The 21403-nt window shown below is 62.0% G+C and carries 16 protein-coding genes and 2 tRNA genes; 12 read left to right on the top strand and 6 right to left on the bottom strand.

Annotation, left to right across the window (positions count from 1 at the left end; translation table 11 throughout):
• Positions 1-25: 25 nt before the first annotated feature.
• A tRNA-Lys gene (locus CDQ92_RS14045) sits at positions 26-101 on the top strand.
• 221 nt (positions 102-322) lie between these two features.
• Here the strand turns inward: CDQ92_RS14045 and CDQ92_RS14040 are convergent.
• Positions 323-700 carry a hypothetical protein gene (locus CDQ92_RS14040; protein WP_188682351.1) on the bottom strand — a complete coding sequence of 126 codons (378 nt, stop codon included), beginning with the start codon at positions 698-700 and terminating at the stop codon, positions 323-325.
• A 114-nt stretch (positions 701-814) separates the two neighbouring features.
• Between CDQ92_RS14040 and CDQ92_RS14035 the strand changes: the two genes are divergently transcribed.
• The 3 genes from CDQ92_RS14035 (at position 815) to CDQ92_RS14025 (ending at position 1653) form a co-directional block, all read left to right on the top strand.
• Positions 815-890 (top strand) — tRNA-Thr (locus tag CDQ92_RS14035).
• 167 nt (positions 891-1057) lie between these two features.
• Positions 1058-1237: an Arm DNA-binding domain-containing protein gene (locus tag CDQ92_RS21980; RefSeq protein ID WP_373289637.1), complete on the top strand. Its 180-nt coding sequence runs from the start codon at positions 1058-1060 to the stop codon at positions 1235-1237.
• Positions 1238-1317: 80 nt separating this feature from the next.
• Positions 1318-1653 carry a winged helix-turn-helix transcriptional regulator gene (locus tag CDQ92_RS14025; RefSeq protein WP_188682349.1) on the top strand — a complete coding sequence of 112 codons (336 nt, stop codon included), beginning with the start codon at positions 1318-1320 and terminating at the stop codon, positions 1651-1653.
• A 78-nt stretch (positions 1654-1731) separates the two neighbouring features.
• Here the strand turns inward: CDQ92_RS14025 and CDQ92_RS14020 are convergent, their stop codons facing one another.
• Entirely contained in the window at positions 1732-2067 is a 336-nt protein-coding gene (locus CDQ92_RS14020) for a hypothetical protein (protein WP_088441972.1), read from the bottom strand.
• Between the two features lie 535 nt (positions 2068-2602).
• Between CDQ92_RS14020 and CDQ92_RS14015 the strand changes: the two genes are divergently transcribed.
• The 6 genes from CDQ92_RS14015 to CDQ92_RS13990 all read left to right on the top strand — a co-directional run bounded on the left by CDQ92_RS14015 (position 2603) and on the right by CDQ92_RS13990 (position 12240).
• Positions 2603-5959 (top strand): DEAD/DEAH box helicase, encoded by a 3357-nt coding sequence (locus tag CDQ92_RS14015; RefSeq protein WP_088441971.1) that lies wholly within the window; start codon positions 2603-2605, stop codon positions 5957-5959.
• Between the two features lie 715 nt (positions 5960-6674).
• Positions 6675-7532, top strand: coding sequence for an enoyl-CoA hydratase/isomerase family protein (locus tag CDQ92_RS14010; protein WP_229667330.1), 858 nt, complete (start codon positions 6675-6677; stop codon positions 7530-7532).
• Complete coding sequence (locus CDQ92_RS14005; RefSeq protein WP_158213852.1) at positions 7529-8818, top strand: spinster family MFS transporter; 1290 nt, start codon at positions 7529-7531, stop codon at positions 8816-8818. The genes CDQ92_RS14010 and CDQ92_RS14005 overlap by 4 nt, the downstream gene beginning before the upstream one ends.
• A gap of 131 nt (positions 8819-8949) precedes the next feature.
• Positions 8950-9966: a phosphotransferase family protein gene (locus tag CDQ92_RS14000; RefSeq protein ID WP_158213851.1), complete on the top strand. Its 1017-nt coding sequence runs from the start codon at positions 8950-8952 to the stop codon at positions 9964-9966.
• A gap of 5 nt (positions 9967-9971) precedes the next feature.
• Positions 9972-11279 (top strand): acyl-CoA dehydrogenase family protein, encoded by a 1308-nt coding sequence (locus CDQ92_RS13995; protein ID WP_088441968.1) that lies wholly within the window; start codon positions 9972-9974, stop codon positions 11277-11279.
• 52 nt (positions 11280-11331) lie between these two features.
• Positions 11332-12240 carry a LysR substrate-binding domain-containing protein gene (locus CDQ92_RS13990; protein WP_088441967.1) on the top strand — a complete coding sequence of 303 codons (909 nt, stop codon included), beginning with the start codon at positions 11332-11334 and terminating at the stop codon, positions 12238-12240.
• Positions 12241-12246: 6 nt separating this feature from the next.
• Here the strand turns inward: CDQ92_RS13990 and CDQ92_RS13985 are convergent, their stop codons facing one another.
• Together CDQ92_RS13985 and CDQ92_RS13980 are read right to left on the bottom strand one after the other, a co-directional pair.
• Complete coding sequence (locus CDQ92_RS13985; protein ID WP_088441966.1) at positions 12247-13176, bottom strand: SMP-30/gluconolactonase/LRE family protein; 930 nt, start codon at positions 13174-13176, stop codon at positions 12247-12249.
• A gap of 1 nt (position 13177) precedes the next feature.
• A complete protein-coding gene (locus tag CDQ92_RS13980) occupies positions 13178-14785 on the bottom strand; it encodes an AMP-binding protein (RefSeq protein WP_088441965.1) in 1608 nt (535 codons plus the stop codon).
• Between the two features lie 242 nt (positions 14786-15027).
• On the opposite strand from CDQ92_RS13980, the gene CDQ92_RS13975 reads away from it, so the two are divergent.
• Positions 15028-17367, top strand: a complete 2340-nt coding sequence (locus CDQ92_RS13975; RefSeq protein WP_158213850.1) for a TonB-dependent receptor — start codon at positions 15028-15030, stop codon at positions 17365-17367.
• Entirely contained in the window at positions 17364-17798 is a 435-nt protein-coding gene (locus tag CDQ92_RS13970) for a PaaI family thioesterase (protein ID WP_088441963.1), read from the top strand. The genes CDQ92_RS13975 and CDQ92_RS13970 overlap by 4 nt, the downstream gene beginning before the upstream one ends.
• A 63-nt stretch (positions 17799-17861) precedes the next feature.
• Here the strand turns inward: CDQ92_RS13970 and CDQ92_RS13965 are convergent, their stop codons facing one another.
• Positions 17862-20255, bottom strand: coding sequence for a TonB-dependent receptor (locus CDQ92_RS13965; protein ID WP_158213849.1), 2394 nt, complete (start codon positions 20253-20255; stop codon positions 17862-17864).
• A 25-nt stretch (positions 20256-20280) separates the two neighbouring features.
• The gene (locus CDQ92_RS13960; RefSeq protein ID WP_158213848.1) at positions 20281-21270 is read right to left on the bottom strand and encodes a DUF2855 family protein; all 990 of its coding nucleotides are present in this window, start codon (positions 21268-21270) and stop codon (positions 20281-20283) included.
• Positions 21271-21403 lie beyond the last annotated feature (133 nt).

Genomic DNA, 21403 nt, shown 5'->3' with positions numbered 1-21403 from the left:
GCAAAGCGCGCCGCAAACCGGCAGTGGACGCATAGCTCAGTTGGTAGAGCAGCTGACTCTTAATCAGCGGGTCCTAGGTTCGAGCCCTAGTGCGTCCACCATTTCTTTCAATAACTTGGATTTGGTTTTTTCGCGAGATCGGCCCCCTAGCGGATGGAGCGATACTGCGTCCGGTCCGACGACAGTGCGGGTTATCCCGCATCGCATCGCGGCGGGAGAATTGCGCGAGCCAGTTGCGGATGCCTGAGCGTCTGCAATCATATTGGCAGCGAGGCCGTGCAACCTTCCAGATCGTTGACGCCTCACCTGAGGTGACATGCGCTCAACGAAACTCACGGCCGATCGGATAGAGAAGATAGCATTCGTCATAATAGGGCGCGTAAAACCACGCCAGTCGGGCGTTGCCGTCCGCAGCGCAGGAGGGGTCGGCCGCCAGCCTCGCCTCGAACTCACGGCGCAAATCGAGATCACCGGCAAGCATGCGATCGGCCAGCGGGGCGATCGTATAGCCTTCGATATATTCGGTGCGCTGCAGCATGCCGGGAAAGAAATTCCACGCGAGCAGTGAGTCGGCGCTTTCGGGATCGAGCATCGCGACCGCGAGCAGGCCGAGCGGCTGGTCGGCGGGCACGCGGACCGACCCTGCGGCAAAAGTCTCACGGCGCTGTTCATCGCGATAGCTGGCGGCGCTGAGCGGCACATGTATCCAGACGACGCCACCGACCCCGCGAAATCGCGGCCTCCGGGACGGAATCAAATTCTGCGCGAGGATGCTTGTCTTCGCCCCGGCACGCTGATAGACGCGCGCCTCGTTGCCGCTTTAGCTCAGTTGGTAGAGCACATCATTCGTAATGATGGGGTCACAGGTTCGAGTCCTGTAAGCGGCACCAGCTCCCGTCGCGATAAATAGCGGAAAACCTTGAAAAATTATCTCTCATCTGCTCTACGCAAGGCGTTGATCGCCTGTAGGCGTCCACGCAAATCCGTGGCTGTTTGACCCTCGTTGGGAGCCAATTTTTCGGCGCTTGACCAGTTCGAGTCCGGAATTGAAGTTGCCATGCTTACGGTCATTCAAATCCAGAATCTCCAGCCCCGTGCAAAGCCCGACAAGGTGTCTGATGCCGAGGGGCTGTTTATCCTCGTCCAGCCGAAAGGATCGCTCCTCTGGCGTCTCAAATACCGGATCGATGGCCGGGAGACGAAGCTAGCGCTTGGGAAATACCGCACGTCAGCCTGAAAGCCGCGCGGGAGAAGCGCGACGAGGCCTGAAAGAAGATCGCCGAGGGCATCGATCCAGACAAGCAGCAGCGCGAGGCGATGGAGCTGTTCGCAACACGTACGGCGCTCCAGCAATTGGCGGAAGAGTGGTGGGATCGTCGCAAATACCGCGCTGGATCCGCCTCGCTGTGGGCCCTTGATTTGCTCATCGACTATCCGGTGATCACGCTGAAACGGCTGGCCGACAAATTGAGCGTATCGCGGCCTCAGGCGCTGGCCGCGATCAACCAGTTGGTTGAAGCGGGTGTGTTGATCGAGCGCACTGGCTATCGCCGCAATCGCGTCTTTGCTGCCGAGGCGGTGTTGGCAATCGTCAATCGGCCGTTCGGCGCTGCGCCGGAACCCTTTAGCGAACAACTACCTCGCCGGGTCTAAGCTTCATCGTTCGGACCCGGCGAAACTCTTATATTTTTTACGGTTCTTAACGCGCTGTCGCGGCAGTGGCGTTGGCTGTCATTCGCCCGGCAAGGTGTTGGTCGACGAATAATCTTTGAACTTGTCCGTGAAGTTCGCGTGATAATCGTCAACCTGCATTTCGGCATTGTCGGCGGCGTCCGCAGCAGAATCTCCACCAGCGCGATTGGCCGCGGTGACTGCTGCTTTAAAGGCGTTTTGTTGGATCTCGCACGCGGATTTGACCGACAGCGAGAACTCACCTTCGCCGACCTTCTCTTCCAGCTGCTTTTTCAGGTGATCTCGAAGGCACTTGGTGAAAGCGGCACGGGTGCTGTCTACGTTACCGGCCGGTGCGGGCGCCATAGCGGCTAAAAGAACTGAAGCGATGAGCATCCTGCGACTCCCCAATTGCAGTTATGTTGTAGCGTTGAATCTAGCTCAGCTCTGTCAAAAAGGGGAGCAGCATTTTGCGGGGTCTGATCGATCTTTTTGCTACCTCGCCAAACGATTGCAACTTTCGGTCAGCCTGCGCGATGATGAAGATAAGCCCGCGTGCATAGTTTGCTCCCAGCCAGCCGACAAATCTCGCTTGATGGGTGTCCGGCTTCAGCGTCCGTTCCCCCTTTGGCGCTGGGCCGGGCACCAATCCTCCTATTTTTCCTCCTTGGCGCCGTCGGCTGTTTCCTACATATTTTGCTTGTGCAAAATCGACGGCATGAGCAGTCGTGAACCATCACCGTGAGACGCGCGCAGGCGATCGAATTTTGGATTGGAACTGTCATGGTCGGCGGATCATTTGTCGTCGGATTTGGCAGAGTCCTTGGCCAACTTTTTTAGCCACGCTTATCGTCCAAACCGGCAAGATCCTGGCTACGCGCAACTGTAGGGCAGGCCTTGCGCGACAGCTCGGCCCGGGTAATGACGCCGCATGGGTATCCGGTTGAGCGATCATTTCGATTCATCGACGCTGCGGCGCGCCAACGATTATGTTGATCGCGGGTTGGTCGTTTTGGTCGAGACTCAGCCGCGTGGCGCAGTTGTAAGCCGAGTCTCGAACGGGCGCGGCCAAGTCTACAATCAGCACATCGCCATGCATGGAGATGCGGTCTTTGGCGCTTGTTCCTGCCCGATGGGGCAAAATTGCAAACATGTCGCCGCGGCACTGATTTACCAGGCGAGGGAGCACTGCAAAAATTCTGCCAGCCTTGCCGCGCCAATTCAGGCCTGGCTTTCCCGTGTCAGGCAAAGTGCCACAACTACCGCGTCGGCACCTGACCGGCCCGAACAATATCCGAGCAATATCAAGGACCGTCTGCTTTACATTCTCGATCCGACTGGTGTGCAGCTGCGGGTGGATATCTACAAGGGACGGACGGCGGCGGCAGGAGATACGCTGAACAAGAGCATGCGCCGTTATGATGTTCTCAGTGCCATTCGCGGCAATGCGGTTCCCAATTTCATCCGTCCGGTCGATCTCGAATTGCTTGCGGCGCTGGCGCAGGCGAGAATTTGGGACGCGCGCTATGGCTATGGTTCCGGTTTGGCAGACCTTTTGCACCCCAAAGACGAGCAGGCCATTAGCCTGATTCAACGGCTATGTGAAACAGACCGATTGCTCCATGAAGCGCTTCCAGAGGCGCGTCTCGCCTGGTCTGACACCCGGCCCAATGTCGGGCTGGGCTGGCGTATCGTGATGGACGGCGATCAGCAGCTCGGTTTTGTGGATGGGTCGGGTGCGGCGCTACAATTGCGGGGTCTCGAAGGCGCCACATTCTGGATTGATATCAATGCAGGCCGCATCGGTGCGCTCGCTCAGCCAGTGAAACTGGAGGTGTTGCGGCTGGTCGAAACAGCGCCTCTGGTTTCAGCTGATAACGCAGAGATGTTCCGCGCTGCACTACCTGATCGTATGGCTGGCCTCGCCTTACCGCGCCCGCGCACCATCCGCCATATGACGCGCCCACCGACGACCCGCCATGCTCAGCTGATCCTCGGGGCGGAAACAGCACGGGAGAATTCGTATCGGTGGGGCGGTTCACTGCAACTGCCAACCATCACCATGGGGTTCGTCTACGAGGGACAAGAGGTTTCCGCGCATGGCCCCGATCCGCGCATCGTGCATGATGGTGAGGTGGTCACTCTGCTTCGTGATTATGAATGGGAAGATTCCTGCCTGCTGCGGCTCATGGAAGCCGGTGCGATTCCGGTGGAAGAGCTCGAACTACATTGGCCAAGCGAACGCATGATGGAGTGTGACCTGGTCTTTGCCGATGGCGAGCTGAGCACCAGTCTGATGGAGGTTTCGCGCCTCGATGATGCAATTGGTTTCGCATTCCAGGTGGTACCGGCATTGCGCCGGGAGGGGTGGGATATTGTTGAGGGTCGCAAATGGCCTTTCCGCCTCAGTGAGGAAACAGCCTCGCTGTCGATCGCGACACAGAATGCGCCGGGCGAGGCATTTCAGGGAAATGACTGGTTCTCCCTTGGATTTCAGGCCGAGATCGGCGGCAAAGCCGTAGATGTTGCGCCTTTGATTGCCGCATTTCTGGAACAGTTTCGCCAGGACTGGGACAATGTGCCGGGTGTGGAAGAGCTGGCACAGCACCTGGCCAGCCAGCCGGTTTACCTTGATCGTGGCAAGCAAGGCTATGTCGCGGTGGACCTCAGTCCGCTTGCGCCTCTGCTGCACATGTTCCTTTCGCATCATGTCGAATTGGGTGCGATGCACCCATCGGATGCCGGTCTGGTCCGGCTGGCTGAAGAAGCCCTGGCAGGCAGCGACGTGACCTTTTCCGACAGAGTTGGAATTCTGCCATTGGCGCGAAGCCTCCAGGCTCTCGCGAAGGTCGAAAGTTTCGCACCGCCTGCTGGACTGAAAGCGCAGCTGCGCGACTATCAGGCTTATGGCACTGCTTGGATGGCAACGCTGCTTCAGGCTGGCTTCGGAGGCGTGCTTGCCGATGACATGGGGCTTGGCAAAACGGTACAGACGCTTGCGCTCCTGCAAGCAAGGCGCGAAACCGAAGCGCGAGGCCCCGTCCTGCTGATTGTACCGACCAGTCTGGTACACAGTTGGCGAGGTCAGGCCGCAAAATTCACGCCCGACCTGAGTCTGGTGATCGTGCACGGCAATGACCGTGCCGGTTACCGCGAGGCGGCCTTGCAAGCCGATCTAGTGGTCACAACCTATCCATTGCTTGCGCGTGATCGCGATTGGCTGGCTGCACACGATTGGCCCTTGGTCATTCTCGACGAGGCACAGACCCTCAAGAACCCAGCCTCGCAAATGGCCAAGACCTTGCGTGATATCCCTGCCGGCGGGCGTCTTGCACTTACCGGCACACCCCTCGAAAACTCGCTTCAGGATCTTTGGACACTCATGGATTGGGTCAACCCGGGGCTACTGGGAGATCGCAAGCGCTTTCAGACGCTTTTCCGAACCCCCATTGAAAAGCATGGAGATGCCAGCGCGCAATCCCGCCTCAATCGACGCTTGCGACCGTTCCTGTTGCGCCGAACCAAGGAACAGGTCGCAGCAGAACTGCCACCCAAGACCGAGATACTCGAGCGGGTGGAGCTGCCCAAGCCGCAGCAAGCACTTTACGAAACAGTGCGTTCCATCATGGATGCCCGCGTGCGCGAGGCCATAAGCACGAAGGGACTGGCAGCTTCCCGGATAACAGTTCTCGACGCACTCCTGAAACTGCGGCAGGTCTGCTGCGACCCGGCATTGGTCAAGACCGAGGCCGCACAATCCGTGACCGATAGCGCGAAGCGCGCAAGGCTGCGCGAGCTTGTGGGTGAGCTGGTCGCCGAAGGGCGCCGCGTTCTGGTCTTCTCGCAATTCGTGGAAATGCTGCATCTGATCGAGCGCGACCTGACCGAGGCAGGAATCGCCTACCTGTCGTTGACCGGACAGACCAGGAACCGCGCCTCGGTGCTTGATGCGTTCGCAAATGGAGATGCGCAGGTCTTCCTTCTCAGCCTCAAGGCGGGCGGGGTCGGACTGACGCTGACTGAAGCAGATACCGTGATCCTCTATGATCCCTGGTGGAACCCGGCGGTCGAACGCCAGGCCATGGACCGGGCTCATCGCATTGGCCAGAGCAAGCCGGTCTTTGTACATCGGCTTGTGGCAGCTGGCACAGTGGAGGAAAGAATTCTGGACATGCAGCAGCGCAAGCAGGCCCTTGCAGACGCCCTTTTCGAAGCTGAAAATGATGCGGCCCAAACGCTATTGGACGAGACGACCTTGCAGGATTTGTTCGCGCCTCTCGGTATGTGAACCCCTCCTGAGTTGTCAATAGGCCCTTTAATTGCGGCTAGCTGTCAAGCTCAGGAATGGCGAACCGTCAGGGTCATGGTCCTTTTCGAGGTCAGAGCCTCATGATGGTTTGCCTGTCCGTCGTCAGAACATTCGCCACAACTCGCGGTGTAAATTAGCGGAGTGTGGGCTTCGTCTTGAGGTTGGTGTTAAGCGGCGTGCAAGCGGGACAAATCCCTTGGCAGTTTACCGTCACAAAAACGGCTCTCAAAAGCGGCCGGTTTACGGGACTTTCCGCGCGACGATCCGCTATCTTCCCGTAGCAGTTTCTCGTAGCGAACGCTATCTGGGGACCGTCTTTGCGACGATCCCCCAGCGTTTTCAGTGCTTTGAGTAGCTGGTGCCAGAAGAGGACTCGATTTTTGGCTTTAAGAAATTGATCGAATAAAGAAAATCAGATTTGGTTTTCAATATGACCCACTTCGTGACCCACAAAAAATTTTAATGTAACGGTTCGAGTTCCAAATGCGGCAAGAATGACCAAACTTTACCATATTCCGAACGCTCGACAACACCAATCGGACGAGCTCCCATGGCCGATTCTGGCCGGTTGCAGACCGACCGGTTTTGGGGAGCATACAGGTGAAAGATGACATCGCGGGGTGACGACGGGTCGCTTGCGCCAGACACAATAGGCATTGCGGACTGAGGAGTCGAGAATTCGGGGTCGGCGGATATGCTAGCCGACATGGAATATGGAACAATGCCAAGTGTCTCGCGCACCTATGCCGGGTTTCAGCTGGAGCGATCTGGCGCGCTGGAAATACTGACGCTCGACAGGCCCGACCGGCTGAATGCGATCGATCCAGCGATGGCGCTAGATTTGACCCGATATTTCCGGGAAAAACGTGACGACGATCAAGTGCGCGTGATCGTGATGCGCGGGGCTGGCCGCGCTTTTTGCGCGGGCGTAGACTTGAAGGCTTCGAGCGAAGCTGCCCCCGATCAACGGTTTGGCAATGCGGGCGTTCGCGCTGAACTCTCCATCCAGAGCGCGAACCGCGAATTCATCCTGGAAATGCGCCGATGCCCGCAGCCGATTATCGCCCAGCTTCACGGCGCCGTATGCGGCGCGGGATTTGCGCTGGCGCTGGCCGCCGATATTCGCATCGCCGCCAGCAGCGCCCAAATGAACTGCGCCTTCGTAAACGTCGGACTGGGCGGCTGCGACATCGGCGTCAGCTATTTGTTACCGCGTCTGGTCGGCGTTTCGGTCGCATCCCTGCTCATTCTGACCGGAGAATTCATCGATGCGGAACGCGCTTATGCGCTTGGGCTGTTATCGCGTCTGGTCGAAGACGCGGACGGGCTCGATGAAGCCGGACGAACCATGGCCGACTGCCTGCTAAAGGTGGCGCCGATCGCGCTGCGATTGTCGAAGGAGGCGCTTCGTCACGCGGTCGACGCTACCTCGATCGAGGCAGTGATCGCGATGGAAGATCGGAACCAAGTTCTGTGCGCGCGGACGGAGGATTTTCACGAAGCGATGGCTGCTTTTTTTGATCGCCGTCCGGCCATATGGCGCGACGCATGATCATACCGCGCCACGCTGCCGATCCCCGGCTGGCGCTTGCTATTCTGCTCGCGGTCTATTGCTTCAACTTCATCGACCGGACCATCGTCTCGATACTTCAGGAACCGCTCAAGCAGGAACTGGGGCTGAGCGACACTCAGCTGGGCCTGATTTCCGGCACTGCCTTTGCGCTTTTCTATTCGACCCTCGGAGTGCCGATCGCACGCATCGCCGAGCGGGTCGACCGGCCGCGGATCATCGCTATCGCGCTGGTGACCTGGTCGCTGATGACGATGTTGTGCGGCTTTGCTACCAATTTCCTGCAGCTCTTCCTGTGCCGGGTCGGGGTCGGCATCGGCGAAGCGGGCGGGACACCGCCCGCGCATGCGCTGTTGTCGGAGATTTTTCCGCCCGAACGCCGGGCAACCGCCATCTCCATCTATTCGCTTGGCGTCCCGCTGGGCATATTGTTCGGCGCTGTTGCGGGCGGCGCAATCGGTGAGGCACTAGGCTGGCGCGCCGCGTTCATGCTGGTGGGCGCGCCCGGCCTGATCCTGGCGGTCATCGTGCTTGTCGTCATCAAGGATCCGCGCTCGGTTGCGGCGGCTACCGACCGCGCTGCGGCGATGCCGCCGCCCTCGCTCGGCCAGGCCATCGCCTATCTCGCATCGCGCCGCAGCTTCGTCCATCTGACGGCCGGGATTACCGTCGCTTCGACGGCGGGATATGGCATTCTGGCGTTTACCGCGCCGTTCCTGATGCGGCAGTTCGACATGGGACTCGCTGCCGCCGGATCGGCGACCGGGATCGTCTCGGGGCTTGCGGCAGGCGTCGGCACGCTCCTGGGCGGCGTGCTGGTCGACCGGGCGATGCGGCGCGACCGGCGGTTTGGAGCGTGGATCCCGGCGGCCGGCCTGATGCTGGCAACGCCGCTGTCGATAACGGCGTACATGCAGGGCGAATGGATCGTCGTCGTCCTGCTGCTCACTGTGTCGGGCGTGGCGCAGTTCCTTTATCTCGGCCCGACCTATGCGCTAGTTCAATCGCTCGCCGGAACGCGTATGCGCGCCACCGCAAGCGCGCTCGTCCTGCTTACGGTCAACCTGGTCGGGCTGGGTATCGGACCGCCGTTGACAGGTTGGCTCAGCGACCATTTCGCCTCCATCCAGGCGGACGGTACAGCCGATGCGGCCGCGGCGGGTTTACGCGTGGCGCTGAGCCTGATCGCCACGCTCTACTTATGGGGCGCATGCCACTATTTGCTCGCCGCCCGCCATCTCGCCGCCGATCTCGACCGCTCGGATTAGCGGATCAGCCGTTGCCCGTTACGCAACGCGCGTTGGGAAGTTCGCGATACCGGCGCCAGGCGCATTGCGCTTACGGATCGTCCGGAAGGGAAATCCGGATGGTTCAGCAGGTGGAAAGGTCAGCAAATTCAATGCCGCGCAAACTCGGCACACGGCTGACCGAACTGCTCGAAACCTGCGTCGAGGGGCTGCGCGGACCGCTAACGATCAGGGCATTGACCGGCGGACGCTCGAACCCAACCTTTCGGCTGCACGGGCAGGGCCAGTGCTTCGTGCTTCGCAGCCGTCCCGCCGCGGCTAGCTCACCTTCCGCGCACCGGATCGACCGCGAAGTACGAGTCCTGCAGGCACTCGAAGGATCGGAGGTACCGGTCCCCCGCGTCCTGCTGCACGTCGCCGACGCCTCCTATTTTGGTGCACCTTTCTATGTGATGACGCTGGTGGACGGCGAAGCGATCGAAGACCCCGCGCTGCCGGACCTTCTCATTTCGCTGCGCACGCGGGCCTATCATCAGGCAATTGATATATTGGCAAGCCTGCACAAGCTGTCGCCCGATGCGATCGGGCTGGCCGGCTTTGGCGGGCAAGGCGACTATAATGCGCGGCAGTTGACCCGCTGGTCTGGCCAGATGGCGAGCGACGGCAGCGTGCCGTCCGCGCTGCTCGAATTGGGCAGCGTGCTTTCGCGAACGTTGCCGCACCAGATGCGAACCAGTGTCGTGCATGGCGACTATCGCTTCGGGAATTTGTTGCAATCGGAAGGAGCAATCTCCGCAGTCCTCGACTGGGAGCTTTCGACGCTGGGCGATCCGTTCGCCGACCTTGCCTATTTTCTGTTGCCGTTCGATCTGCCCCGCGACGGCTTGATCCTGCGCGGCCTATCCGAAAAGCACCGGCGGGACAGCGGCGTTCCCGACCGCGAAACCCTCGCAAGCCGCTATTGTCGCGCGACCGGTCAGCCTCTGCCATCCGGCTGGCCTGCCTATCGCGCCTTCGCGCTTTATCGCACGGCAGCCATCGCCCACGGGGTTTTCCACCGCCAGACCGCTGGCGCCCTCACGGCTCATCATGACCGCCAACTCGACGAAATTGCCGAAATCGGATTGGCGGTTCTGGGCAGTACCGTTCCCCTCACTAGCAAAGGATGACATCCATGAACTTCGAATATTCCGACCGTTGCAAAGCGCTGCTGGAAGGGTTGCAATCCTTCATGGAGAAACACGTCTATCCCAACGAGCGCACGATCTATGATCAGGTTTTCGCGCAACCTGATGATTTTCGTCAATGGCAGCCGCTGGAAATATTAGAGGAATTAAAGGTCAAGGCGCGCAGCGCCGGGCTGTGGAACCTGTTCCTGCCGGATAGCGAACTGGGTGCGAACCTAGGCAATCTCGATTACGCGCCGCTGGCCGAGATCATGGGCCGGTCTTATTGGGCGCCCGAAATCTTCAATTGCGATGCGCCCAATACGGGCAATATGGAAGTACTCGTCCGCTATGGGACGCCCGCGCAGCAAGACCGGTGGTTACGTCCGCTGCTCGACGGCACAATCCGATCAGCCTTTGCTATGACCGAGCCAAATGTTGCGTCGTCGGACGCAACGAACATCGGGACGCGCATCCGCCGCGACGGCGACGAATATGTGATCAGCGGCCGCAAATGGTGGACGTCGGGCGCAGGCGATCCGCGCTGCGAGATCATGATCGTAATGGGTCAGAATGATCCCGACAATCCGAACCGGCACGCGCGCCAGTCGATGATCTTGGTGCCCACCAACACCCCCGGCGTCCATATTCGCCGCTATCTGCCGATTTTCGGGATCAGCGACGCGCCGCACGGGCATATGGAAACGATCTTCGACGATGTCCGCGTGCCCGCGGAAAACATGCTGCTCGGCGAAGGCCGCGGGTTCGAGATCGCACAGGGCCGCCTGGGGCCGGGGCGCATCCATCACTGCATGCGCCTGATCGGCGTGGCCGACCGCGCGCTGGAGCGCCTGTGCCGCCGCCTGTCGGAGCGCACGACGTTCGGCGAGGTTATCGCCGACCAGTCGCTGTGGCGCTTCCGTATTGCCGAGGCGCGCTGCCGTATCGAACAGGCGCGTCTGATGACGCTGAAAGCAGCGTGGATGATGGACGTCGCCGGCAACAAGGCGGCGCGCGCCGAGATCGCGATGATCAAGATCATCGTTCCGCGCATGGCAGCGGAAATCGTCGATTTGGCGATCCAGGCATTCGGCGGCGGTGGCTTTGCCGATACCGTGCTGACCATGGCCTATGTCTATGCGCGCACGACGCAGGTCGCCGATGGTCCGGACGAGGTGCATTCGAACCAGCTCGCGCGCCTTGAACTGGCGCGGCACGCCGCCGCCGACCCTGCCGCAACCGCCGGCGAAGGCGATGTCATGGTCGCGCAGGGCCGCGATTATGAGCGGATCGAGAAATGGGCGCTCGGCTGTTGAGGCGCCGGCTTCACGCGGCGATCCCGCTGGTGTAGATGGAAGGTAGGGAGGCTTGAGCAGAACCATCCGACGTCAGGCACCTCCGCTCGAGGCAATCGAAGCCTTCATCCTTGCGACGCGTTCGGCCAGCTTTCGCGACGCGGCGGACCGGCTTGCACTCAGTCCGTCTGCCTTTTCGCGGCGCATTCAGGCGCTGGAGGCCTTTGTGGGCGTCGCCTTGTTCGTCCGCAACAAGGGCACGGTCACGCTGTCGCGGACCGGCGAGCGCTATCTGCGGACGATCGAGCCGGCGATCGATTCGATCCGCCGTGCCACGGTCGATTTGCAGGCGGAGCGCGGCGGCATGGCGCTGCGCGTCGTGGTGCCGCAATCCTTCGCCCTCGGCTGGCTGATCCCCAACCTGACCGATTTCCGGCAGAAGCATCCGGACGTGAACCTTGAACTCAGGATCGGGCGCGACATCGACGATCTGCGCCGCGGCCACGCCGATATCGCTATCTACGTCGGGCCCGGCGATATCGGATTGATGCCCGCGATCCGTCTCGTCCCGATCAACGGCATCTTGGCGTCGGCGCCTGCGCTCGCGTCGGGCGATCCGTTGCCGACCGGCCTGTCGGACCTCGTCCGGATCGACCGTCTGGCGATCTACCGTCCCGAAGGCCTGTGGGAACGCTGGCTCCGCAATATGAAATATGAAGGCCCGCCGCTCGCGCCGCCAACCTATTATGAAGCACAGTTCCTGATGTTCGAGGCGGCTGCGGCGGGGCTGGGTGTCGCGATCGTCGCGCCGATCCTTGCGCATCGCCTGATCGAACAGGGGCGCCTCGTCCAGATCGGCGCTTTCCAGGCGCCGCTTGGCATCGACTATTATCTCGTCTTCGCCGACGAAGCGGTCCAGCGTCGGCCCGACGCCATCAAGTTCCGCAACTGGATGAGCGAGGGGCTCGCGCGATTTGCCTGAGCGGCGTCACCAGCCAGAGCGGTTCAACTGCAGGCCGGGCCGCGGCCAGCGCATCACGGCGATGCGGCCGGTTCCCGACAGGGTGATATAGGCGGTTCGCATATCGTCGCCGCCGAAACATATGTTGGTCGTGAAGAGGTCGGGGGTCGGTACGAAATCGACCAGCTCGCCCCCCGGAGAAATGACCGATATTCCGGGCTCACCAATCGTCCCTACGCAGATATTGCCGCATTCCTCGACTGCCAGGCTGTCGAAAAAGCGAAAGCCGGCGGGGCGGTAGAGGAAGCGGCCACCGTGCCCGAACAGATTGGGATGCGGTGCAATCTCGCCCGGCCCGGCGATGTCGAACGCCCACAGCTGGCAGGTATAGGTTTCCGCCACATAAAGGGTGCGGCCGTCAGGTGACAGGCCGATGCCATTGGGGTTTTCCAGTGGAAAGATCGCCTCGCGAATGAAGCTGCCGTCAGCCTTGGCGTAAAACACCCCGACCCGGTCGCGCTGGCGGTGAAAAGATTTGCCGTGGTCGGTGAACCAGAAACCGCCCTCGTCGTCGAACACGAGATCGTTCGGCCCGCGCAGCGCGACCCCATCGGCTTCGATGTAGAGCGTCGTCACCTCGCCGGTCGCCGGATCGACTCTCTGGATCGACCCGCCCGCATAGGCGGCGGCAGGACCCACCGGGATGTTGATCCCATAGGCATCGACGTCGCCAAATTCGAAACCGCCATTGTTGCAGACATAGATGGCGCCATCGGGGCCGACCGCGGCACCATTGGGGCCGCCCGGAAGCGACGCGACGACGCGACGGCTTCCATCGGCGGCGAGGCGCGTCAGGCATTGGCCGCGAATTTCGACCACAAGAAGACTGCCGTCGGCAAGCGCCACCGGCCCCTCGGGGAAAGCCAGATCGCCAGCGAAATCCTGAAAGCCCGTCATGTCATGCCTCCTTTTTGGCCGATGCATCGCGCAGGTCCTTGCGCGACAATTTGCCGGCAGCGGTTCGCGGCAGCGCGTCATGGAGCTCCAGCCGGGCGGGCAGTTCATGCCGTCCCAGCTTGTCCGACAGAAAAGCGCGCAGCTGCGCCAGGTCCAGCGCCTGCCCCGCCCGCAGCTTGACCGCGGCGACAGCGACCTCGCCGCGATACCTGTCGGCCGCCCCGTAAACGAGCGCCTCGGCCACCGCCGGATGCTCGTAAATCGCTTCCTCCACCATCCGCGGATAGACATTATATCCCGACGAGATGATCAGATCCTTCTTGCGATCGACAAGATGGATTTGGCCGCGCGCATCGACGAAGCCCATGTCGCCGGTCAAAAGGCGCCCCGCAGCAAAAGCCTCCGCGCTCTCATCGGGGCGGTTCCAATAGCCTTGGACGACGTTCGGGCCGCTGATCGCGATCTCGCCCGTCTTGCCCACCGCGGCGGGCAAACGCTCGCCATCGAACGACAATATCTCGACCGAAGCGCCGGGCAGCGGATAGCCGATCGCAGCGGCTTCGTTGATTTCGTCCGATCGGCTGAGCGTGCCCGCACCGCAGGTCTCGGTCATCCCCCAGCCGACAACGAGCGGGCGGCCGATCGACTGCGCCAGCCGCGCTGCCACCTCGCCGGGAAGCGGCGCGCCGCCGGACACGCAATAAACGAGAGAAGATAGATCATATTCGGCGATGTTCGGTGTTTCGAGCAGCGCGGTGAACATGGTCGGCACCCCGAAGAAGAAGGTCGCGCCGCCGCTGTCGATATCGGCCAGCGTCTGCTCGGGATCGAACCGGTCGCGCAGCAGGACCGTTTCGCCATTGGTAACCGCGCGGAGCAGGACGCCTGCCAGCGCATAGATGTGGAACAGCGGCAGCACGCCCATATGGCGTTCGCGGCCCGGCCGCCAGCCCGCGGTTGCCGCAATTGCGGCGTCGAACATCGCAACCGCGCTGACCAGATTGCCGTGCGTGATCATCGCACCCTTCGGCGTGCCCGTCGTCCCGCCGGTATATTGGATGAGCGCGAGGTCATCGGCAGTGACGGCGGCGGCGGGGCAGGCCGAGGGAGCCGCGACCATCGCATCGAGCGACGCCATGCCCGCCGCTGCTACCGCGACGGGGTCCGCGCCCTGCCAATAGGCATCGCTGCCGATCAGCGCGAGGTCGACCACGCTTTCGCCCAGCAGCGCCGCGGCGTTGCTGCGGAAAGGCTCGGCGTCGTGCGTCGCGACGATCCGCGCGCCAGTATCGGCGAGCTTGAAGCGCAGCTCGCGCGCTGCATCGAGGGGGGTCAAATTCACAACCACGGCGCCCAGCCGCATCGCCGCGAAGAAAAGCACCGGGTAATGCGGGGTGTTCGGCAAATAGAGCGCGATCCGGTCGCCTTTTGCCAGGCCATGTTTCGCAAGCGCCGCGGCGACATTCGTCACTGCCGCCGCGATGTCCCCAAAGGACAACACCCGGCCGTCGAATTCGATCATCGTCCGCTCGGCAAAGCGGTGCGCCGCCTCATCGAAGAGCCCGCCGACATTCTGCGCCTTTGCGCCGGAAGCTAATAACTGGGTCATCGCAATTCCTCGTGCCGATCGTTGTCCGGCTCCGCGTAAACGGGAGCCGGACGGCCATAGCGCCGATATCGCGTCGTCTTTGTTGCGGAGGCTGCAACCGGCTTTGCGCCCTGCGCATGGCCCATCGCATTGTGCATGGCGCAATCCCAATCGCAGACCGATCAATAGCCGCGCCGGCCGTTCTCCCGCATCCTGCCAATCGGACGAACCGCCACGAATTCGTCGCAGTGGGGAGAGCGGATATGAAAAGCAGGTTTCTAAGCGGTATTGGTATCGGCGCCGTGCTCGCTACCATTCCGGCTCAAGCAGCAGCGCAGGAAACGGCGACGGTCGCCCCGCCTGCTGCCTCCGGCGACCGTCTCGACGAGATTGTCGTTACGGCGCAAAAACGCGACCAGAATCTTCAGGACGTCGGCGTCTCCATAGCCGCCTTCACCGGCGACCAGCTCAAGGATCTGGGCGTGACCTCGGCCGAGCGCATTTCGGAATCGGTCCCGGGCGTTCAGGTATACAGCTATCTCGGCCGCCAGCCGACGTTCGTCATCCGCGGGGTCGGCGTTCAGGATTTCGCCCCCAATGTCGCGCCCGCGGCGGCGGTCTATCTCGACGAAGTCTATCTCGGATCGAACATCCTGACCGGGTTCCAGATCTTCGATACCGACCGCGTCGAGATATTGAAGGGCCCGCAAGGAACCTTGTTCGGGCGCAATACGACCGGCGGCGCGGTCAGCTATTCGACGCGTCGGCCAACCGATACGCTCGAAGGATATGCGGAGGCCTCCTATGGTAACTACCGCACCCTCACGCTAGACGCAGCGGTCAGCGGGCCGCTGTCCCCGACGCTGAAGGCCCGGCTGGCGGGTCGTTTTGCCAGCCAGGCGCGCGGATATTACACCAACGACTGGACACCCGCCGACAGCGGGCTGCCGCGCAGTCCGCTCTTTTTCAATCCGAAGCGCCGCGCCGGCGAACAGGAAAGCTGGGCTGCACGCGGGCTGCTCGAATATGACGGCGATGGTGCGGTCAAGCTGCTGCTCAACTTCCACGGCGGCGAGACGACGGGCGACGTCCTGCCACTGACCTCGATCGGCTTTACATCGATTGCCGGGGCCGCGCAGCCGTGCGCAGCCACCCCGCTCACCGGCGTTCGCGATCCGCGCTTCTGCGGCGACGCCTTCGGCTACACCGATCTTGACGGCGCCCCCTATCGCGTCCGGGTCGATTTCGTCGGACGGAACCGCGAGCATAATGTCGGCGCCTCGCTGCGCGGCGAATTCGATCTCGGCAGCGTAACACTGACCTCGATCACCTCTTATGACGACGCACGCAAGCGCGCCTTCACCGACACCGACGGCGCGCCGCATCACGAACTGAACCAGCTGCGCGATACCTGGCTCGAACAATATTCGCAGGAACTGCGGCTCGCGTCGGATGGCGGGGGCGGCTTTTACTGGATCGCGGGGCTGTACGGCGCGCGCGAAAAGGTCGATCTGCGCTTCTTCGGCACACTCTCGCCGCTGCTTGGCCTCACCAACTTCACCGATCCGGCGCTCGCGGGGCGCGTTGCCGACCAGCTCGAGCTCAATTTTTCGCAGGATACGTGGAGCGCGGCCGCTTACGGCCATGCCGAGTGGAAGGCGAGCGAGCGACTGATGCTGGTCGCCGGGCTGCGCTATTCGCATGAGGACAAGGATTTCGCGAGCCGGTCGGAGTGGATTTACAGCGACGGGCTCGCCCCATCGCGCGCGCCGGTCAACTTCGGGTCGACGCCGACCGATGCCGCAGTCGTCGACGACAGCGCAACCTACAAGAGCTTCTCCGGCAAGATCGGGCTCAACTACAAGCCGTCGGACGCGGTGCTGCTCTATGGCAGCATCAGTCGCGGGTTCAAAAGCGGCGGTTTCGATGGCGATTTCGCTTTCACGCGCCAGCAGCTCGAACCGTTCGAGGAAGAAACGCTGACCGCTTATGAAATCGGGGTCAAATCGACCCTGCTCGATCGACGCCTGTTCCTGAACGGATCGCTCTATCATTATGATTTCGACAAGCCGCAAGTGCGGGTCGCCCAAGTCGATACCGTCACCGGCCTGCCGTTCAACCAGTTACGCAATCTGGCCAAGGCGCAGGTCACCGGCATGGAGATCGACGCGACCCTGCGACCTGCCCGCGGTTTCGACCTGCGCGCGGGAATGGCATGGATCGACACCCGGATCGACGACCCCGCCCAGCCGGTGTTCGACGGCAACGACCTGCCCCTCGCCGCCAAATTTTCGGCGAACCTGCTGGCCCGCTATCAGTTCGCCGTCGGCAGCGGCTGGGACATGGCGCTGCAGGTCGATGGCAAATATAATGGCGCCTTCTTCCTGAACGCCGAGAACACATCCTATCTGAAGGAACGGCCTTACACGCTGGTCAACGCGCGCGTCAGCCTGCTGTCGGACAGCGGCTGGGATCTGGCGCTGTGGGGGCGCAACCTCACCAAAGAAAGTTTCGCGGTGCAGAGCTTCGCGCTCTTCGGCGCCTATTCGGTCGCCTATAATGCGCCGCGCACCTATGGCGCGACGATCCGGATCGACTGGTGAGCGCGCCCGCCGACCCACCCGCCGGGTTCGAGCGGCATTTTCGCCGCAGCCCGGTGACCGATGCGTGGGAGCCTCTCTATTCCAAACGCGACGGCGATCGCTTTGTCATCGGGCTGCGCGTCGCGGCGGCGCACTGCAATGCGCGCGCGATGCTGCACGGCGGCGTGCTGTCAACGCTGTGCGACAATGCGATGGGGATTGCCTGTGTTCTGGCTGCCGACGACGGCACGAGCCTAGTCACGGTGCATTTGTCGGTCGATTTTCTCGGCGCGGCGCGCGAGGGCCAATGGATCGAGGTTGGCGCCATCGCTACAAAAAACGGCCGGACACTTTCCTTCGCTGCGGCAGAGGCCACCGCCGATAGCCGGATCATCGGCCGCGCTACCGCGGTCTTTCACGTGGGCGATAGCGGACGTCCAAAGACGGCCTGACCAAACAAGCGTCGGGCTTTTCGGAGCCGGCATCCCCTGCGGATGTCGGCTCCTTTTAGACTGCTACCGCAATTTCGTCCGTATTGTCAGGCCATAGGTTCGCGGCTCGCCCTGCGCGCCGACCAGCGTCGCGCCCTGAAAGGTCGCGGGGATCGCGGATCCGATGGTGCGCTGATCCGCCAGGTTGCGCGCCCACAATTCCAGCGCCCAGCGCTCGTCGGGTGTCCCGACGCCGAGGCGGGCGTTGAACAGCGCATAGCCCTTTTGTCCCGATGTCGGGCGCAGCAGGCGTTCGGTCAACACATCGGACTGATAGCGCCCGTCGAGTTGCACAAAGGCGCGCAGACTGCCCCCGGCAACAAGGTCATCCCACCCGACCGAGCCGGTGACGACCCATTTTGGCGCATTTGCGAGTTGCTGCCCCGCAATTGCGACGACATTGGCAGGCGGACCGGGTGGGATACCCCCGTAGCGCGAGCTGGAATAGGTAACGCCCGCCGCTAGTTGCCAGCCCGGCGCCGGCCGGGCGCCAAGTTCCAGCTCAAAGCCCTTTGCCGTAACGCGCGGGATGTTGGTGGTGATCAGCGCCGCGCCAGTGTTGTAGCTGAGCTGATAGTCGGTGAAGCGGGTATAAAAGACTGCCCCATTGACCGTCACGCCGCCGCCCGGCGATCGAAATTTAAGCCCAGCCTCATGGTTGGTCGCGAGTTCGGGATCGAAGGCGAGGTCGTCGGCATCGGGCGATTTCACCGCGATTGGCCGGAACCCGGCGCGATCGAGGACAAAGCCGCCCGCCTTGTAGCCACGGCTGTAGGTCGCATAGCCGTGAAGCGCCTCGCTGAAATCATAGCTGATCGTCGCGATGCCCGACCATTCCTTTTCTACCTTGCGCGCGGTGTAAGACCCGTCATAGCGCGCGTCGAAAAGCTGAAGGCACTGGATTCCCGAAATGGGCGTGGCGCCCGGCGCCGACAGGCCAACTGAGATCAACGCCTGACATCCTGGATTCTGCGTGCCGACAATATCCACCTCGACGTGCTTGGCCTCGCGCGTGAAACGAAGGCCGCCGATCAGGTCGAGCCGGTCGGTGAGGTGCCAGACATTATGCGTGAAAACCGATATGCTGCGCGACGTCTGGCGAAAATCGTCGCGCCCGACCCCCGAACCTTCAGGATAACTCGCCCCGACCGGCAGTCCGGTATAGAAGGATATCGGGTTGGCCTGCCCGGTGGTCGGCCCGAACAGCCGATCGAGGAACGGCTCAAGATCGCGCCCGATCCGGTAGCCGTAGCGACCGAACGCCGTTTCATGGCTGTAGAAGCCCCCGATCATCCAGTCGACCGGCCCCGCGCTGCCGTCGAGGCGGATTTCCTGGGTGAAGGTGTCGAACGCCTGCGCGGCCGCTTTGAACGGAATATAGACTAGGTCCGCCTCGGCATAATCGACCTCTCGCGCCTGATCGTTGCGCCAGTGCCGGTATCCGGTAATCGATGTCAGCCTGGCACCGCCCAGATCCCAGTTCAGTTCGCCCGACAGCCCCCACTGATCGGTTTCCTCGACCGACGCGCGATCCTGCGTCGTCGTGATGGTCAGATCCTGCCGACCGATATGGCTGTCAAACCCCATCGCCTGAAAGATGCCGACATAGACGGGATCGTTGACGATCGGCGAATAAGTGTCGGGGCCGGTTTCGCGGCGGTGGCCATAGTCGGCGATCAGCCGGATTTCGACGTCATCGGCGGGGGTGAGCAAAAGCTGGCCGCGCAGCGTGAGACGGTTGCGGTTACGATAGCGATGGCCGCTGTCGAAGTCGCGCAGGAAGCCGCCGCGTCGTTGATAGGCGGCATCCAGCCGGACGGCCAGCAGGTTCTTCACCAACGCCCCGCCGCCGCCCGCGTTCAGCCGAACCAAGTCATAATTTCCATATGACGCCGCCGCGTCGAAGCTCGGCTCGAACTTCGGCGCGAAGGTGATGACGTTGATGAGGCCCGCCGACGTGTTCTTGCCGAACAGCGTCCCTTGCGGTCCGCGCAACACCTCGATCCGCTCGATCCCCGGAATGTCCGTGAGGCTGAGATTCGAGCGGCTACGGTAGACGCCATCGACAAAGGTTGCGACCGACGATTCAAGCCCGGGATTGATCGCCTCGCTTCCCACGCCGCGCAGGCGGATGACGACGCCGGCCGAATCCGACGTCGTGCTCGTCAAGTTGAGGCTGGGCGCCAGCGTCATCAGCTCACGCGTATCGTTGATCCCCGATTTCTGGAGTTGCTCGGACGAAAAGGCCGAGACGGCGATCGGCACGTCCTGCAGATTCTGCGAACGCTTGGTAGCGGTGACGATGATGTCACCACCATTGTCCGCAGCCTGACCAGGCGATACGTCGTCCTGCGCCGAGGCGAATGGCGCCCAGACCAATGCGGCGAGCGACAGCCCGCAACCGAGTTTCCTCTTCATATTTTCTCTCCCATTTTGCTTCTGATTATAAAGATGCGACAATTGCGGAGGTTGGATCGCCTTTGCCGGACCGGACGCGCGTCCAGGCATCGCGCACGGCATCGGCGCCGCACACGGCTTCGATCGTCAGCCAGCCGCGCGAAGCGTCGATGAAATCGCGCGTGGCATCGGCTAGCGCGATATCGAAGCCCGCCGGACTGAGTTCAGCCACCGCAGCGATGATGGCATCGGGCGCGAAGAAAAATTCTTCGCCGGGTGTATCTACGCTCGTTTCGCCCGCATCCTGCCCATGGGTCATGCCGACCCGGCAAAGATGGACCGGCCGCGAGCGGTCGCGCAGACGGCCGAGCAATGTCGGGTTCCCCGAAAAATCGACGATCGCCGCGCCGGAAAGGTTCGGCAGCGCGTCATAAGTCGCCACCTCATCAAAAATACCGAGACCGATAACCGCCGCCGCATGGCGCTCCGATGTCAGGCCGACAGTCCGGATTCCGGTTCTATTGCGCCGCAGCAGCCAGCCAAGTCCGAGCGCGGTTTTGCTCGAAGTGCTGGTAACGATCACGGTGTCGCTGCTCCATGCGGCAGTCTGCCCGACCAGCCGGTCGAGGAGGAAGGATGTGATGAAAAGCGGGCGGATGACCGATTGCCGATCCTCGGTCCCGGGCGCATGGATCGGGTCCGCCGCGACGCGGAAATAGCTGTTGTAGGCGGGTGGAAGCGACCGTCGATGGACCGAATTATCGACGATCAGCCGCGCATTGATCCGCCCCGGCTCGATCACAGCCTGCGAGGCCATCGGCCATAGGCCATAAAGCCGCTCGCCCTGGGCAACGCCCGCATGATGGGTCTCGACGACGGTCGCAAAGCCCCACGCCGGGACCATGCCCCACGGTTCGGGCATAGGAAAAAGCGACCAGTAGCTAAGACGATCGCCGAGCAGCGCATAGGTCAGATTATTCGCGCTAAGGCTGAAACAATCGATGGCAAGCCGGACCTGTCCGGTCGCAAGTGGCATTTCCGGCCTGTCGCGAATGATCGTCAACGCACCGGGACGATCCCCTCCACGATCGATAACAAGGCTGACGGCTCCGGCGCTTTGCAATGTCTGTCCCCTGCCCGTTGCGTGTCGACGCGGCGCGCGCACAACA

This window comes from Sphingopyxis bauzanensis, assembly GCF_002205675.1.
GTDB lineage: Bacteria > Pseudomonadota > Alphaproteobacteria > Sphingomonadales > Sphingomonadaceae > Sphingopyxis > Sphingopyxis bauzanensis.
The sequence above is the reverse complement of the archived record's forward strand: the minus strand, read 5'-3'. Positions and strand labels throughout refer to the sequence as shown.

Excerpts from the sequence above, each read along its gene's own strand:
- CDQ92_RS14025 (WP_188682349.1), top strand. The coding sequence starts at position 1,318 with ATGGAGCTGTTCGCAACACGTACGGCGCTCCAGCAATTGGCGGAAGAG.
- CDQ92_RS14015 (WP_088441971.1), top strand. The coding sequence starts at position 2,603 with ATGGGTATCCGGTTGAGCGATCATTTCGATTCATCGACGCTGCGGCGC.
- CDQ92_RS13960 (WP_158213848.1), bottom strand. The coding sequence starts at position 21,270 with ATGCCACTTGCGACCGGACAGGTCCGGCTTGCCATCGATTGTTTCAGC.
- CDQ92_RS13980 (WP_088441965.1), bottom strand. The coding sequence starts at position 14,785 with ATGACCCAGTTATTAGCTTCCGGCGCAAAGGCGCAGAATGTCGGCGGG.
- CDQ92_RS13965 (WP_158213849.1), bottom strand. The coding sequence starts at position 20,255 with ATGAAGAGGAAACTCGGTTGCGGGCTGTCGCTCGCCGCATTGGTCTGG.
- CDQ92_RS14020 (WP_088441972.1), bottom strand. The coding sequence starts at position 2,067 with ATGCTCATCGCTTCAGTTCTTTTAGCCGCTATGGCGCCCGCACCGGCC.
- CDQ92_RS14010 (WP_229667330.1), top strand. The coding sequence starts at position 6,675 with ATGCTAGCCGACATGGAATATGGAACAATGCCAAGTGTCTCGCGCACC.
- CDQ92_RS13985 (WP_088441966.1), bottom strand. The coding sequence starts at position 13,176 with ATGACGGGCTTTCAGGATTTCGCTGGCGATCTGGCTTTCCCCGAGGGG.
- CDQ92_RS14005 (WP_158213852.1), top strand. The coding sequence starts at position 7,529 with ATGATCATACCGCGCCACGCTGCCGATCCCCGGCTGGCGCTTGCTATT.
- CDQ92_RS21980 (WP_373289637.1), top strand. The coding sequence starts at position 1,058 with ATGCTTACGGTCATTCAAATCCAGAATCTCCAGCCCCGTGCAAAGCCC.
- CDQ92_RS13975 (WP_158213850.1), top strand. The coding sequence starts at position 15,028 with ATGAAAAGCAGGTTTCTAAGCGGTATTGGTATCGGCGCCGTGCTCGCT.
- CDQ92_RS13995 (WP_088441968.1), top strand. The coding sequence starts at position 9,972 with ATGAACTTCGAATATTCCGACCGTTGCAAAGCGCTGCTGGAAGGGTTG.
- CDQ92_RS14000 (WP_158213851.1), top strand. The coding sequence starts at position 8,950 with ATGCCGCGCAAACTCGGCACACGGCTGACCGAACTGCTCGAAACCTGC.